This window comes from Flavobacterium sp. UMI-01 (genome assembly GCF_019656315.1).
In the GTDB taxonomy this organism is placed as follows: domain Bacteria; phylum Bacteroidota; class Bacteroidia; order Flavobacteriales; family Flavobacteriaceae; genus Flavobacterium.
Window position 1 is genome coordinate 177,404 of sequence record NZ_BPLU01000067.1, and the last position, 15,553, is coordinate 192,956.

Below are 15,553 nucleotides of genomic sequence, written 5' to 3' on the forward strand. Positions count from 1 at the left end.
AGGTGAAACTAATGATTTTTTTTATTAATACAAAGACGGCAAAGCCCATTTGAATTTTACCGCCATCAATCGAATTGTTATAATCAAAGACGAAGTAATCAAATACAACACATCATTAGGCAATCCCAATGCTTTAAGACCAAAGAACACCACACCTCCCAAAATACAAATTGTAGCATAAATTTCTTTTCTAAAAATAACGGGGATTTCATTGCATAAAATATCTCGTATCACCCCACCAAAACAAGCCGTCATGGTACCCAAAGCAATACAAATGATCGGATGAAGGCCACTATTTATTCCCTTTTCTACGCCAATTAGAGTAAAAACACCTAAGCCTATCGTATCAAATAGAAACAACGAAACCCGAAGATGTTCTAATCTTTTTCGAAATAGAATAGCCAACACAAAACCTGCAATACTCAAATGCACATACATCAAATCCTTCATCCATCCCACAGGGGTTTGCCCAATAAGTACATCCCGCAATGTTCCACCTCCCAAAGCGGTTACAAAGGCAATAATAAATACACCAAACGGATCCATTTTTTTATTCATGGCCGTTAAAGCTCCTGACATTGCAAAAGCAAGCGTACCAATTATCTGTATCAAATAAAACATTCTTAACGGTTGTGAATTCCAACAAAAATAACCAAAATATACCACAACCCATTTCTTTTTACCTCCACAGCATTCTCAGCTTTAAATTTTAAAAAATCTATAGTATCTTAGCCCATTCAAAAACTATTAGTTTCTTTCACTGAAAGAACTCAAAAAATCATTGCTAGTTAAAACTCAAATGCTAGTTATTCATTAGCAGGGTCATTTATAAAAATTTATACCTTTTCTCCATTGAAACAAATCACTTCTATCCAAAATCCTTATATAAAATCTTTAGTTTTATTACAAGATAAAGCCAAAAACCGAAAACAAACTGGCACCTTTATCATTGAAGGAAAACGTGAAATTGAAATTGCTATCAAAGGAGGTTATGAAATCTTGACCGTATTGTTTTATCCTGAAATATGTTCAGAAAAAGAGGTAAAAAAAATAACTGATACAACAGATTTGATCGAAATCAACAAAGACGTTTTTCAAAAGCTTGCTTACCGTGACACTACTGAAGGAATTTTAGCTGTAGCCAAAACCAAATCTATGGATTTATCCGATTTAAAACTATCCGAAAACCCCTTGATTCTTATTGCCGAAGCTCCTGAAAAACCAGGTAATATTGGTGCTTTATTACGCACTGCCGACGCTGCCAAACTCGACGCGGTCATTATTGCAAATCCAAAAAGTGATTTGTACAACCCTAATATTGTTCGCTCCAGTGTAGGCTGTTTGTTTACCAACCAAGTGGCAACGGGAAGCACTACTGAAATCATTGCTTTTTTAAAAGAAAAAAACATTCGGTTCTATGCAGCTACTTTACAAAATGCAACCTCTTATCACACACAAGATTATACTGGTCCTACCGCATTAGTAGTAGGTACCGAAGCCACAGGACTAACTCAAGAATGGCGAGAAGCTGCGACTCAAAACATCATTATTCCGATGCAAGGAGAAATAGATAGTATGAATGTTTCAGTAGCGGCCGCTATATTGATTTTTGAAGCTAAAAGACAAAGAGGGTTTTTAAAATGACAAAAATCAAAAATGATCCACATAAAATCAATTCAATTAGCAAGAAAAATTCTATTCAAAGAAAACATCAAAAATCATTATTCTTTATTCTTCCATAGGTAATTTACAAAGTTACAAACGCTTTGCATTAACGCACATTTTCCCCTTGCATATATAAGAACTTATCCTTATTTTTAGAAATTGAACACCTTCGTTATGACAGAAATCGACATAGAAAAAGAAAATAAAGCGATTGCGCAAGAATACAAAGAATTACTTCGAATTAGTTACCAAACTTTGACTCCTGAAGACAAAAAACTAATCCGAAAAGCCTTTGATGTTGCCGTTGATGCTCATAAAGACCAACGCCGAAAATCAGGGGAAGCTTATATTTTTCATCCAATAGCAGTAGCAAAAATTGTGGCATCCGAAATTGGTTTAGGCGCCACTTCAATTGCTGCAGCATTAATGCATGATGTTGTAGAAGACACCCCCATTACCGTGCAAGATATCGAACGCATGTTCAACCCAAAAGTAGCCCAATTAGTCGAGGGGTTGACAAAAATATCATTGGTTCAAAAAGACATGAAAGTCTCGATGCAGGCAGAGAATTTTCGAAAAATGATTCTCACCTTAAATGATGATGTTCGTGTAATCCTGATAAAAATTGCAGACCGATTGCATAATATGCAAACCATGGATGCCATGGATGACTACAAACAGGAAAAAATCGCTTCGGAAACCTTATACATCTATGCGCCTCTTGCCCATCGTTTGGGGTTGTACAACATCAAAACCAAGCTCGAAGATTTAGGTCTAAAATATACGGAGCCTGAAATTTACAATGAAATTGTTAGTAAAATAAAAGAAACCAAAGAACAACAAGACAATTACATCAAAGACATTTCGGCAGTACTCAAAACTTCACTTGACGAGGAAGGACTTGACTATATCATCAAAGGACGCCCAAAATCTATATATTCTATCCGTAGAAAGATGAAGGCGCAAAACGTGACTTTTGATCAAGTTTATGACAAATTTGCGTTACGTATTGTATATAAATCAAATCCTCATGACGAAAAATTCCTGGCTTGGAAAATTTACTCTATTGTCACCGATCATTACCGCCCTAGCCCTAGCCGTTTGCGTGATTGGATTTCGTCTCCTAAATCAACGGGGTATGAAGCGTTACACATCACCGTCATGGGACCAAAAGGACGTTGGGTAGAAGTACAGGTGCGTAGCGAACGCATGGACGAGATTGCTGAAAAAGGGTACGCCGCACATTACAAATACAAAAACGGCTCCGACGAAGAACACGGTTTAGACGTGTGGTTAAATCTATTAAGAGAAGCCATTGAAAACTCTGAAACCAGCGCCGTTGATTTTGTTGAAGATTTCAAAATGAATTTATATTCTAAGGAAATCTATGTTTTCACGCCAAAAGGAGACATTAAATCCTTACCCAAAGGAGCTACTTCTTTAGATTTTGCGTTTAGCATTCACTCGGAAATAGGAATCAAAACCCGAGGCACAAGAGTTAATGGCAAACTGGTCCCCCTTAATTACGAACTTCGTAGTGGTGACCAAGTCGAAATCATTACCTCACCGAACCAAAAACCTACCGTGAACTGGTTAGATTATGTAACCACATCTCGCGCCAAAACAAAAATTAAGAATGTTTTAAACGAAAACACCAAGAAAATTGCTGAACACGGAAAAGAATTACTTACCCGTAAGTTGAAACATTTAAAGGTAACTTTGAACGAAACCACCGTGAATGAGTTAGTCAATTTTTTCAACTTAAAAACGAGTTTGGATTTGTTTTATCGAGTAGGCGTAGGTTCGATTGAAAACCAACAATTAAAGGATTATGCCGCGCAAAAAGGGAACACCTTAATTAATTTCTTTAAGAACAAAATCAAAAGAACGGACAAAGCGGTTCCTACCGACATCCACAAACATATCTTGCACCACAATTACGATATGTTGGTTTTTGGAAAAGAACAAGACAAGCTCGACTACAAACTATCAAACTGTTGCAATCCTATTCCTGGTGATGATGTATTTGGTTTTGTTACCATTAACGAAGGAATCAAAGTCCATAAAAAAGATTGTCCAAACGCCATTTCGCTTCAATCCAATTATGCTTATCGCATCATGCCGGCTCGATGGATAGACTCCACACGACAAGAGTTTAAAGCGATGTTAAACATTACTGGTATGGACACGCTAGGACTTACGAACGAGTTGACCAAAGTGATTTCAAACAACATGAACGTTAACATCCAAAGTATTTCCTTAAGCGGAGAAGCAGGTTTATTTAAAGGACAAGTAATTGTGATTGTTCAAAACAATAGCATTTTAAAAAAATTGATTGATAACATCAAAAAAATTGACGGTGTGGATAAAGTCACCCGTGTCTATACTAATTAACAACTCATTTTCCCTAACCCACTATTTTTGATTTTAATGAGGCATTTTTTTTTCATTTGTCACAAAATTAAATTAATCCTAGGGAACTATTAAAATAATAATTTATCTTTGCCGAATATGACACTCATTTCCACAGATAACAACAAAAACCAAGAAATTGTAAAAAACGTTTTTACAATGTATCTTGAAAATAAAGGACATAGAAAAACGCCAGAGCGTTACGCTATCCTTCAGGAAATATACGATAGTGAAGAACATTTTGATGTAGAAAATTTATACATTAAAATGAAAAACAAAAACTATCGTGTGAGTCGTGCTACCCTATACAACACGATTGAATTGCTTTTGGATTGCGCCTTAGTTCGCAAACATCAATTTGGTCAAAATCAAGCACATTACGAGAAATCGTATTTTGACAAACAACACGACCATCTCATCATGACCGATACTGGTGATGTAATAGAATTTTGCGACCCACGAATTCAAACCATCAAAAAAACCATTGAGGATATTTTTGATGTTGAAATTACCAATCATTCCTTGTACTTTTACGGCACCAAAAGAAAGCCGAAAGAAGAAGCCTCTGAAGAGCCGAAAGAAGAAGGAGAAAACACTTAAAAATATATTTAGTTTAAAAAAATAAAAAGGTCTGGCCTAACTGTGTTTGACCACCAAATCAGATTAACGATTAAATAAAGAAATTAAAATGACCGTAGATTTATTACTAGGATTACAATGGGGAGATGAAGGAAAAGGAAAAATTGTTGACGTTCTTACCTCTAATTACGATATTATTGCCCGTTTCCAAGGAGGTCCAAATGCAGGACACACCTTAGAGTTTGACGGAATAAAACACGTATTGAGAACCATCCCTTCTGGAATTTTTCATAAATCATCGGTAAATGTTATTGGTAACGGTGTTGTCATTGATCCTGTAGTTTTTCAAAAAGAAATCGAAGGATTGGCAAAATTCAATATCGATATCAAAAAGAAATTAATTATCTCTAGAAAAGCACACTTAATTTTACCTACCCACCGTTTGTTAGATGCGGCTTCTGAAGCATCTAAAGGGAAAGCTAAAATAGGTTCTACTCTTAAAGGTATCGGACCAACCTATATGGACAAAACAGGTCGTAACGGATTAAGAGTGGGAGATATTGAATTAGAAGATTTCAAAGAAAGATACCGTTCATTGGCTGACAAACACGAAGCCATGATTGCTTTTTACGGAGTGGAATTAGAATATAATTTAGCGGAATTAGAAGCTGAATTTTTTGAATCTATCGAAGAAATCAAAAAATTAGACTTCATTGACAGTGAAGAATACATGTACCAAGCTCAAAAAGCGGGTAAATCAATTCTTTGTGAAGGTGCTCAAGGTTCTTTACTAGATGTGGATTTTGGAACTTATCCTTTTGTGACTTCCTCTAACACTACTGCTGCTGGTGCTTGTACCGGATTAGGAATTGCCCCTAATAAAATCAAAGAAGTGTACGGAATTTTCAAAGCATACACTACGCGTGTAGGGAGCGGTCCATTCCCAACAGAACTTTTTGACGAAGTAGGTTCAACTATGGCAAAAGTTGGAAACGAATTTGGTTCTGTAACAGGAAGACAAAGACGTTGTGGTTGGTTAGACTTAGTCGCTTTGAAATATGCCATTCAAGTGAATGGTGTAACCCAATTAATGATGATGAAAGGCGATGTACTTTCCGGATTTGAAACGTTGAAAGTATGTACTGAATACAATTACAAAGGACAAAACATTGCACACTTCCCTTACAATGTGGAAGAAGAAAATGTTACGCCAATCTATAAAGAATTCAAAGGATGGCAACAAGATTTAACCGGTATGACTACTTATGAAGAATTACCAGTTGAATTAAAAGAGTACATCGAATTTATTGAAAAAGAAGTTGAAGTACCTATCAAAATTGTTTCTGTAGGTCCAGACAGAAAACAAACCATTCTAAAATAATACCAAACGCTCTGAAACATCAGGGCGTTTTTTTTCGCATAAAAACAAAATGGAAAACCCAAATATCAAAATTAAAAGTACCGAATTGCTTTCTGACAACTGGTACATTCTCAACAAAGTAACCTTTGATTACCTAACAAGAAAAGGAAAATGGATAACCCAAAAAAGAGAAGTGTATGACCGAGGCAATGGCGCTGGAATATTACTTTACAACAAAAAACAAAAAACCATTATTCTTACCCGTCAGTTTCGACTCCCATCTTACCTTAACGGAAATCCAAACGGTATGCTTATCGAAGTTTGTGCTGGCCTTTTGGACGCTGATCACCCTGAACAATGCATCATTCGAGAAACCGAAGAAGAAACAGGTTATCGCATCTCAGAAGTAAAAAAAGTAATGGAAACCTATGTTTCTCCAGGTGCCGTTACTGAAATTTTACATCTTTTTATAGGCGAATATGATGCCAGTATGAAAGTAAGCGAAGGAGGTGGACTCGAAAAGGAACAAGAAGAAATCGAGGTGTTAGAATGGCCATTTGACAAAGCCTACCAAATGATTGCGACTGGTGAAATTAAAGATGCCAAAACCATTTTATTATTGCAATACGCTAAGATTAATTTAGGTTTCTAAAATATAAAAATATCGCTTGACCCTTTTTTAAACGATAGACTTCAAGCCTACCCAATCCGCTGATAAAAACACAAGCTCCAGACAGCTTTCTTACCAATACTATTTGGAAAAGGTTTTTGTTTGATGTAATTGTAGCTTTCGTTTTTATCTTAGAAAACTATCCTTTTTAAGTAATCAAGTATCCTAGAAATAAAACACATCTTAATAAAATTTTTACACTTAAATTATATATTTGCAAACCAATTTTATTTAAAAATGAAAATCTACATTAGGAACATGGCATGCGAAAGCTGTAAAGTATTTGTAAAAGAAGCGATTGAAGAACTTGGACTACATCCTCTAAAAGTAGAGTTAGGTGAGGTACAAGTAAAAGGAGAACTTAGTGAAGAAAAAAAGAAAAAATTAAATAAAAAAATAAAAACAGTTGGTCTAGAGCTCATAGAAAGCAAAGGAGGTGTATTAATCGAAAAAATTAAAAATTATTGTCAAGAGTACATTAATTCAGAAATTGAAAAAACAGTCAACATTTCCGACTACTTAGAAAAAAAACTAGAACTAGACTACAATTACATATCCAATACATTTTCTAATGTAACTTCGTGTACCATAATAAATTATATAAATCTACTAAAAACGGAAAGAGCTAAGGAAATGATTCTATTTGAGGAGTCTAATTTTTCCGAAATTGCTGAAAAACTGCACTACAGTAGTTTGTCTGCTTTTTCGACTCAATTTAAAAAAATCACTGGGTTCACTCCAACCTACTTTAAAAAATTAAAAGAAAAAAGAAGAAAAGCGATACAAGAACTCAATAAAGATTTAGAGTAAAAACCAATAAAATTCACAATATTTCGCTCAAAAATGTGAACTTTTTTTGGATGTAAAGAGATACATTTACATCCTAAATTAAAATAAATGAGTAACCTAAACATCTTTTATGCAGATGATGACGAGGATGATTTAATGTTTTTTAGCGATGCTGTTGAAAGTATTTCCAATACAAACAATGCTGTTATTAAACTCCATATTCATAGAAATGGAGAAAAATTGGTTGATAAAATTAAAGAATTAAATTCAGCAAATGGCGTAGTGTTTTTAGATTTAAACATGCCTAAAAAATCTGGTTTTCAATTTCTTGAAGAAATTCGAAATGAATCAGTAATTAAAAAATTTCCTGTAATCATCTATTCCACAAGTTCCAATAAAAACGACATCAATAGAAGCCTCCAACTGGGAGCTAATTTTTATGCAGTAAAGCCATATAAATTTGATGACTTACAAAAAATGATTCTAGCTATTCTCAACATAGATTGGTACAACCATAAAGTTGACATTAATAATTTCATTTTAATTTAATTAGCTTACCACGCATATATATTAGTGCCAATACTAATGCTTATGATAATTTATCTTATTTTTTTGCTTTAAATATTCTAGAACCTTTTCAAAAAAAATCTTTTTTTATAAGGTTCTAGATTTTTTTTTATTATAGAAAATAAAAATTATATAACTACATCAGATAATTCTATAATTTAAAAAAGTAAAACCAGCTCATCTTTGTATTATTAAAATCTATTACTAATAAAACAAAAATAAAGATGAACACACAATTTGCTAAAGTCGGAAAAACATACCCTAAAACAAACGTAATAATTGAAGATGATCCTTGGAGAAAATCATTCTCATTTTCAAATGAAGGAATAAAAAAAGAAATGGCACTTGACTTCCCTAAAAGCTTCCAATTATGGAAAAAACTATAGAAAAAGTAGAGGGAATGGGAGCCATTGTTTCAAAAAAAGGAACAACCTTCAGAGTATGGGCTCCCCATGCTGATAAAGTTTTTGTAACAGGTTCTTTCAACAATTGGAACGATTCTGAAAATCCCCTTATCAAAGAGGATAATGGTTATTGGGCTACATCAGTTAAAAAGGCTAAAGAAGGTGACGAATACAAATTCATAATTCACAATGGTGAACAAATTCTTTACCGCAATGATCCTTATGCAAAGGAAATGACCAACAGTAATGGCAATTCATTAATTACAAATTTAGATTTCGAATGGGAAGATCATGATTTCAAAATGAAACCTTGGAATCATCTAGTGATTTATGAATTACATGTGGGCACATTCAACCGAATTCATGAAGACCAAGTTGCAACCTTTGAAAATGTTATTGAGAAAATCCCATACCTAAAAGAATTAGGAATCAACTGTGTTGAAATACTACCAATTGCAGAATTTGCAGGAGGAATATCTTGGGGATACAATCCTTCGCATCCCTTTGCAATTGAAAGAGATTATGGCGGTCCTAAAGCCTTTGCTCGAATGGTCAATGAATTTCACAAAGCTGATATTGCAGTAATTCTAGATGTGGTTTACAACCATTTTGGTCCTTCTGATATGGATTTATGGCAATTTGATGGTTGGTCTGAAAACGAAAAAGGAGGTATTTATTTCTACAACGATCACCGTTCTACAACTCCTTGGGGAGATTCTAGACCTGATTACGGCAGGGAAGAAGTTAGACAATACATAAGAGACAATGCCTTGATGTGGATTGAAGACTACCATTGTGATGGTTTACGCATGGATGCAACTTCTTTTATTCGTTATGAAGGAGGCGGAATGGGATATGATTCCGAAATACCTGAAGGCAATAGGCTAATGAGAGATATAAATGCCGAAATTCAAGCTAAATATCCCGAAAAATTAACCATAGCCGAGGATTTAAAAGGACATGACTTAGTCACATTAAATATTGATTATGGAGGTATTGGATACGGTTCACAATGGGACATGCATTTTGTGCATCCTGTTAGAAAAATCTTGATTGAACAAGGAGATGAGTATCGCGATTTACAATCATTGGTTGATGCCATCCTTTTTAAATATAATGATGATGTTTTCGAGAGAATCATCTATACGGAATCACATGATGAAGTTGCCAATGGGAAAGCACGGGTTCCAGAAGAAATTGAACCTGGAAATGCAGACAGTTATTTTGGAAAAAAAAGAGCTATTCTAGGTATTGCAATTACCTTAACTTCACCAGGAATACCTATGTTGTTTCAGGGACAAGAATTTATTGAAGATGAATACTTTCAGGACTCACAACCTTTGGATTGGGAACAAAAAGAAAAACATACAGGTATTACTAAGATGGTAAAAGATTTGATTCGTTTGAGAACTGAAGAAAAATTTGAAACTCAAGGCTTAAAAGGTCAGTTTACAAAAATATTGCATTATAATGAACATAATAAAGTGTTGATTTATGCACGATCAACCAAAGAAGACTTTACTGACTCCACCATTATACTAATAAATCTCTCTAATATATCTTATGAAAATTACAGCTTTGGTATTCCATATCAAAATCAATATCAATTAGTTTTTAACAGTGATTGGAAAGGGTATGACGAAGAATTTACAGAAATGAAAGTAAATTCAATTATTATCGAAAATGTAAATTATGATAATGAACCTCATAAAGCAACCACCAATTTACCTGCTTACACTGCATTAATATTGACTCCTAAAGTAAATGCAACTTAAGATTTTCAAAAAAGATGCTTCCTATTTCTACATCAAAATACCTAAGCTTAGGTAGAATATCTTATACGAATACTTATTAGATAGTAAAATAATAAAACGGGAACTCCACATAATTTGAGCTCCCGTTTTACTTTTAAATGCCGTGCCTGCTTATTTATTAGGTTGCGGTGTCGTTCTCAGATAATATTTAATTTTAGTAAATCCTTTTGGGAATTTTGCTGGAATATCTTCGTCTTTAATCGCAGGTGCAATGACTACATCTTGACCGTCTTTCCAATTTGCTGGTGTGGCTACACTATAATTTGCTGTCAATTGCAAACTATCAATTACACGAAGTAATTCGTCAAAATTTCTACCCGTGGAAGCAGGATAAGTCAACATTAGTTTTATTTTCTTATCTGGTCCAATGATGAACACCGAGCGCACTGTGAAAGTTTCATTCGCATTGGGATGAATCATATCGTAAAGTGTTGCCACTGCTCTATTTTCGTCAGCAATAATAGGATATTGTAACGTAACATTTTGAGTTTCCTCAATATCTTTAATCCATTCTTTGTGGGAGGCTAATCCATCAACACTTAAAGCCAAGACTTTGGTATTTCGTTTTTCAAATTCTGGAAAATAATTTGCTACTGTTCCTAACTCTGTTGTACACACTGGTGTAAAATCAGCGGGATGCGAGAACAACACGCCCCAAGAATCACCCAACCACTCATGAAAATGAATATTTCCTTGAGAAGTTTCTGCAGTAAAATCGGGTGCAATATCTCCTAATCGTAATGATGCCATAATTTCTTTGTTTTTAAATTCCATTAAAATTAGTCAAAAAAAAACAAACCACTCAGACATCCTATCATAAATAAACTTTAAATAAATCGGTAGCTATATTGTCAAGGTTATCAGATACCAAAAAATCAAACTAATAAACGAAATAGGAATCCCATACCCTATCATCATACTACACAACCGTGGCTTTAAGCCATAACTCGTTGCCATGATACTAGCGGTAATATTAGATGCCATAGCCGCTTCCATGATTACGACATCGACCATCTCCGACCTTTGATTTAAAACCAAAACATACAAAATATAAATAAATGCTGGAGTCAAAACGAGCTTAAACAGCAGTCCAAGTCTTAAAAATTTCCAATGTTGACTCTTGCTTTCAAACCGCAATTGAAGCCCAATAGAGGTCAATGCTAGAGGTGCCATAATACTTCCCAGAAATTTTAAAACAACCAGAATTTCACCATACATTTCTATTGAAAAAACATTCAAAAAACAAGCAATTAAAAACGAAACGAAAGGCGGAAATTTAAAAACCCGACTCACCATTTGGATGGGTTTTAAGTTTTCTTTAGAAAAATAGGTCGCTATAAAAATTCCTAAAGTTGAAAGTGAGACCACCGTACCAGGTTGGTCAAAAAGAATGGCTATTTTCAATCCTTGCTCTCCATACAATGCATTTACGATGGGATACCCTAAGAAAGAAGTATTACCTAAACCTCCTGTAAGTACCAAACAACCAATTAATTTTTTTGACCATCCTAATTTTTTACCTAAAAAATAAAAAAAAGCAAAAGACAAAATAAATGAAATCCATGCGGCACCAATGGGATACAACAACTCATTACTCCAGGTCAACTTTGGGATGTAATACAATACAATAGCTGGCAAACAAACCGTTACCACAATTTTATTCAGTAATTTGTAAGCTGAGGTTACAGGAAAAGATTTCAGATTTTGCAACAAAATTCCGAGTAGCAAAAAAACAAAAATGATAATGATATTACTCATGCATGGACTTTAAAAGGAAATACAAATATCCACATAATTTAAAAAGTATCCTGCCATCTTCCTCTTTATTTTAAAAGCAATACTATGATTCCTCTAAAACTGTAGTAGGTTCTTTTTTCTTCTTGCGTCCCCACCAAATATAAAATCCTGTCAAAGGAAGACTCGCTATAAATAAACTAATTAAAAAAGCGACAACCTTACCCGGAAAACCTATTATGGCGCCTGTATGAATATCATAATTCATTCGCATTAACGTATCAGGAATACCAGCGTTTGCAAGTTTCCCATAAATATGATCTACTTCAATTTCTTCTAATGTATAAGGGTCGTAATAATGATAATTTGTTTTCCAATACGTTCCTTGATCGGGATTTGCATTAGTTGCAATAGCAGTAGTATCAGTTTCTGGAGGATGAATTTCAATAGATTTTGCTTGCGGATATTTGGTTTTCATAATCACCCAAACTTTATCTATTGGTTTTTCTACCGTCAACTTGCTTTTGTTCAAAATAGGATCTTGATAAACCAATGATTTTTCGCCACCGAGAACTTTGTAATACGAATAGGCAAACCAGTTAAATCCCCAAACTAATCCTGTAATTGCAAACACAAGTGCTAATAAAAAAACGTAAAATCCTGTAACGGCATGCAGATCATAATTTTTTCGCTTCCATTTGGTGCTTTTTTTCCACTTAAAACTAAAACGTTGTTTTCGAGCATTCTTATTTCTTGGATACCACAAAATAAGCCCTGAAATTAGCATAATAACAAATAGTAATGTAGCTGTAGCCACAACAGTTTGTCCAATTTTATGCGGTAACCAAAGATAAAAATGACCATCAAGTATAAACCTAAAAAAGCCTTCCTCCATATTTACAGTAGCTAAAACTTCGCCCGAATAAGGATTCAGATAACTGACAAAATGATAAAAAGGATCGTGTTGATAAAAAATGGCTTCTACGGATTCTTCAGCCCCGTGGTATTGAATGGCATGCAACACTTTACCAGGTAATTCTTTTCTAGCTATTGCTTCTAGCTGGGATGGGGGCAAAAAAGGTTTTTCTTCTTTACTTACAAAACGATATTCTTCAGTTATGTTTTGAATTTCTTCTTGAAAAGCATAAAAACATCCTGTAATGGCAATAATAAAAACGATAAGCCCTGAAGACAAACCTAATAACAAGTGAATCTTGCCAATTATTCTTTTAAAATTATTCTTTTTCATCTGAAATGAATTAAAGAGCGTTTCTAAAAAGTACTCATTCTAAGACGGCCATCCTCTCAATTATTTGAAACCGCCGACTCAAAACAAGTACTTTTTAGTCACTCTCTTTGTTAGGTATGTTTAGTATTTTACTTAAAACTTATATGTCAATCCAGCGGTAAGACTTCTTAAATTTTGAGGAGTAATGGTGGACCAGCCTGAATAGTATTTTTCGTTTAGCAAATTATTAACTTTTAGTATAACCGTAATTTTATCATCATTATAAGACAAAGCCGAATTCAAAATGGTATATTCAGGCAAAGTAAAAGTTCCTATATTGGCTCTGTTTAAAGTTTTATATTCACTTGCATAATTCCCTCCAAATCCAACTCCAAATCCTTTTAAAGCTCCTGACGACAAGGTATAACTAGCCCATAAATTTACTAAGGTTTCTGGACCTGCCTCCTCTGGTCTCAAACCTAAATATCCATCACCAGGATTGTCCTTAGTAACCTCACTTTGGTTGTTACTAAAACCTGCAATTACATTCAATCCTTTAGCTAAATTAGCCGTCAAACTCACTTCGACTCCTTGGCTATTTACTTCACCTCCTTGTATGGAATTGTTGATGTTAGTTGGGTCAGTCATCAACCTGTTTTTCACATCAATATTATAATAACTTATCGTTGCCGAAACAATATCCTTGTACAGATTTGTTTTTAATCCAAATTCGTATTGATTTGCCTGTTCAGGGTCAAATGTTTTTAGCTCAGGATTTAAACCATTCACATCAGTAACTTCTTTTGGAGCTACATTGGTAAACCCATTCATGTAATTTCCAAAAAGCGACACTTTATTTTCAATAAGTTGGTAAACAGCTCCAAATTTTGGAGATACTGCCGTTTGAGAATGACTTTCATCACCTGTACCCGATTTGAAATGATCCACACGCAAACTAGCCATTACCGAAAACCTATCACTAATATTCAAAACATCCGAGGCGTAAGCACTCAATACTTCTGTCTCCGCAGTTGAATTCCCAGAATAGGTTCCCGCTAGTACATTATCTACACCAGCTTGTGTCAAATCACCAGTATCGGTTTGATTTTGTAAAGAAACTATTCCGTTTACTCTCCAGCCCGTACTACCGTTGAGAATATCCGATTTAAAATAATCTGCTCCTATTACCAAACGATTTCGCATACGGCCTATTTCAAAATCTCCAATAAAATTTTGCTGTATGTCTGTTGCCATGGTTTCCCCATTTCTTTTAGAAATAAATCGAGTAAATTCATCCCCATTTGAAGAATCCCATAAATAAGAATAATAACCATCTGTTTTACTATTGCTCCTAGACAATACGGTTTGAGAGGTCCATTGGTCTGATAACTTATAGAACATCTGTGCTTGCATGTTAAATGTTGGATTACTGATGGTCAATTCGTTTGAAGTATATGATTTTTCATAACTTTTTTCAAACAACTCCATCGAGTTAAAGGTTAGTGGGTTGTATCTATTTAAGAAAATCATCGGAGCATTGGATGAATTTCTATTCGAAAATTCCGTATTGATTAAAAATGACAATCGGTCATTTACCTTATAACTTAAGGAAGGGGCCAAGAAAAAAGATTTTGAAAAACCAGCATCTTGAAAAGAGTTTTCTTTTTGATAAGCGGTATTGACACGGACCAAAACATCTGCGTTGAGTGGTATGTTTACATCGGCTGTTACCCTATCCAAACCATAAGTTCCCGAATTATAACTAATTTCTCCACCAAATCTAGAATGAGGCTTTTTGGTTACCAAATTAATTAAACCACCATACGAAATAAGGCTACTTCCAAACAAGGTTCCCGAAGGTCCTTTTATCACTTCGATGTTATCAATATTAATAGGGTCAATACTACCGTTATTGATTCCTGCCAATCCATTAATAATCGTAGGTTGTACTGAAAATCCTCTCATAGTATAATACTCGCCACCGTCAGTTCCTCTACCAGTGGATTGCCACAAGCGAGTAATACCTGTGGCATTTTTAAGTGCATCGTTAAAATTAGTTACCACTTGTTCTTTTAGCAAATCAGAAGTTACCGTGTTGTACACCTGAGGATTTTCAATATTATTCAAAGGCATTTTTGCTACAGTGATACTTTTCTCTCGCTTGTATTTATGATTTTGAATAATTTCAATGGCTTTTAATTTAGTAATCGTGTCTTTGGATTTTTTTTGCGCATAAATGCTATGAGTAAATAGTACAGCAAAACTAAGTAAAATGGTGTTTTTCATGTTTTATTTAGATTGAATTAAAATAATGTCGCAAATGTAAAAACC

At 34.3% G+C, this 15,553-nt stretch carries 14 protein-coding genes; 9 read left to right on the forward strand and 5 right to left on the reverse strand.

What is annotated here, in order from left to right:
- Nucleotides 1–24 precede the first annotated feature (24 nt).
- Nucleotides 25–621 carry a trimeric intracellular cation channel family protein gene (locus tag K5R64_RS14740; RefSeq protein WP_220764514.1) on the reverse strand — a complete coding sequence of 199 codons (597 nt, stop codon included), beginning with the start codon at nucleotides 619–621 and terminating at the stop codon, nucleotides 25–27.
- A 231-nt stretch (nucleotides 622–852) separates the two neighbouring features.
- Between K5R64_RS14740 and K5R64_RS14745 the strand changes: the two genes are divergently transcribed.
- The 9 genes from K5R64_RS14745 to K5R64_RS14785 all read left to right on the forward strand — a co-directional run bounded on the left by K5R64_RS14745 (nucleotide 853) and on the right by K5R64_RS14785 (nucleotide 10,221).
- Nucleotides 853–1,644: an RNA methyltransferase gene (locus K5R64_RS14745; protein WP_220764516.1), complete on the forward strand. Its 792-nt coding sequence runs from the start codon at nucleotides 853–855 to the stop codon at nucleotides 1,642–1,644.
- Between the two features lie 195 nt (nucleotides 1,645–1,839).
- A complete protein-coding gene (locus K5R64_RS14750; RefSeq protein ID WP_220764518.1) occupies nucleotides 1,840–4,059 on the forward strand; it encodes a bifunctional (p)ppGpp synthetase/guanosine-3',5'-bis(diphosphate) 3'-pyrophosphohydrolase in 2,220 nt (739 codons plus the stop codon).
- 117 nt (nucleotides 4,060–4,176) lie between these two features.
- Nucleotides 4,177–4,677 carry a Fur family transcriptional regulator gene (locus K5R64_RS14755; protein WP_220764520.1) on the forward strand — a complete coding sequence of 167 codons (501 nt, stop codon included), beginning with the start codon at nucleotides 4,177–4,179 and terminating at the stop codon, nucleotides 4,675–4,677.
- An 88-nt stretch (nucleotides 4,678–4,765) separates the two neighbouring features.
- Nucleotides 4,766–6,037 (forward strand): adenylosuccinate synthase, encoded by a 1,272-nt coding sequence (locus K5R64_RS14760; protein ID WP_220764521.1) that lies wholly within the window; start codon nucleotides 4,766–4,768, stop codon nucleotides 6,035–6,037.
- Between the two features lie 49 nt (nucleotides 6,038–6,086).
- Complete coding sequence (gene nudK / locus K5R64_RS14765) at nucleotides 6,087–6,668, forward strand: GDP-mannose pyrophosphatase NudK (protein ID WP_220764522.1); 582 nt, start codon at nucleotides 6,087–6,089, stop codon at nucleotides 6,666–6,668.
- Nucleotides 6,669–6,923: 255 nt separating this feature from the next.
- Nucleotides 6,924–7,496, forward strand: a complete 573-nt coding sequence (locus K5R64_RS14770) for an AraC family transcriptional regulator (protein WP_220764523.1) — start codon at nucleotides 6,924–6,926, stop codon at nucleotides 7,494–7,496.
- 87 nt (nucleotides 7,497–7,583) lie between these two features.
- A complete protein-coding gene (locus tag K5R64_RS14775) occupies nucleotides 7,584–8,024 on the forward strand; it encodes a response regulator (protein WP_220764524.1) in 441 nt (146 codons plus the stop codon).
- Nucleotides 8,025–8,266: 242 nt separating this feature from the next.
- Complete coding sequence (locus K5R64_RS14780; RefSeq protein ID WP_220764525.1) at nucleotides 8,267–8,428, forward strand: hypothetical protein; 162 nt, start codon at nucleotides 8,267–8,269, stop codon at nucleotides 8,426–8,428.
- On the forward strand, nucleotides 8,413–10,221 hold the full coding sequence (locus K5R64_RS14785; RefSeq protein ID WP_220764526.1) for an alpha-amylase family glycosyl hydrolase: 1,809 nt from the start codon (nucleotides 8,413–8,415) through the stop codon (nucleotides 10,219–10,221). The genes K5R64_RS14780 and K5R64_RS14785 overlap by 16 nt, the downstream gene beginning before the upstream one ends.
- Before the next feature lie 150 nt (nucleotides 10,222–10,371).
- Here K5R64_RS14785 and K5R64_RS14790 read toward each other — a convergent pair whose 3' ends face one another.
- From K5R64_RS14790 to K5R64_RS14805, 4 genes are all read right to left on the reverse strand, one after another.
- The gene (locus K5R64_RS14790; protein WP_220764527.1) at nucleotides 10,372–11,010 is read right to left on the reverse strand and encodes a peroxiredoxin; all 639 of its coding nucleotides are present in this window, start codon (nucleotides 11,008–11,010) and stop codon (nucleotides 10,372–10,374) included.
- A gap of 93 nt (nucleotides 11,011–11,103) precedes the next feature.
- Nucleotides 11,104–12,018 carry an AEC family transporter gene (locus K5R64_RS14795; RefSeq protein WP_220764529.1) on the reverse strand — a complete coding sequence of 305 codons (915 nt, stop codon included), beginning with the start codon at nucleotides 12,016–12,018 and terminating at the stop codon, nucleotides 11,104–11,106.
- Between the two features lie 82 nt (nucleotides 12,019–12,100).
- Complete coding sequence (locus K5R64_RS14800; protein WP_220764531.1) at nucleotides 12,101–13,243, reverse strand: PepSY domain-containing protein; 1,143 nt, start codon at nucleotides 13,241–13,243, stop codon at nucleotides 12,101–12,103.
- A 132-nt stretch (nucleotides 13,244–13,375) separates the two neighbouring features.
- Nucleotides 13,376–15,508: a TonB-dependent siderophore receptor gene (locus tag K5R64_RS14805; protein ID WP_220764533.1), complete on the reverse strand. Its 2,133-nt coding sequence runs from the start codon at nucleotides 15,506–15,508 to the stop codon at nucleotides 13,376–13,378.
- Nucleotides 15,509–15,553 lie beyond the last annotated feature (45 nt).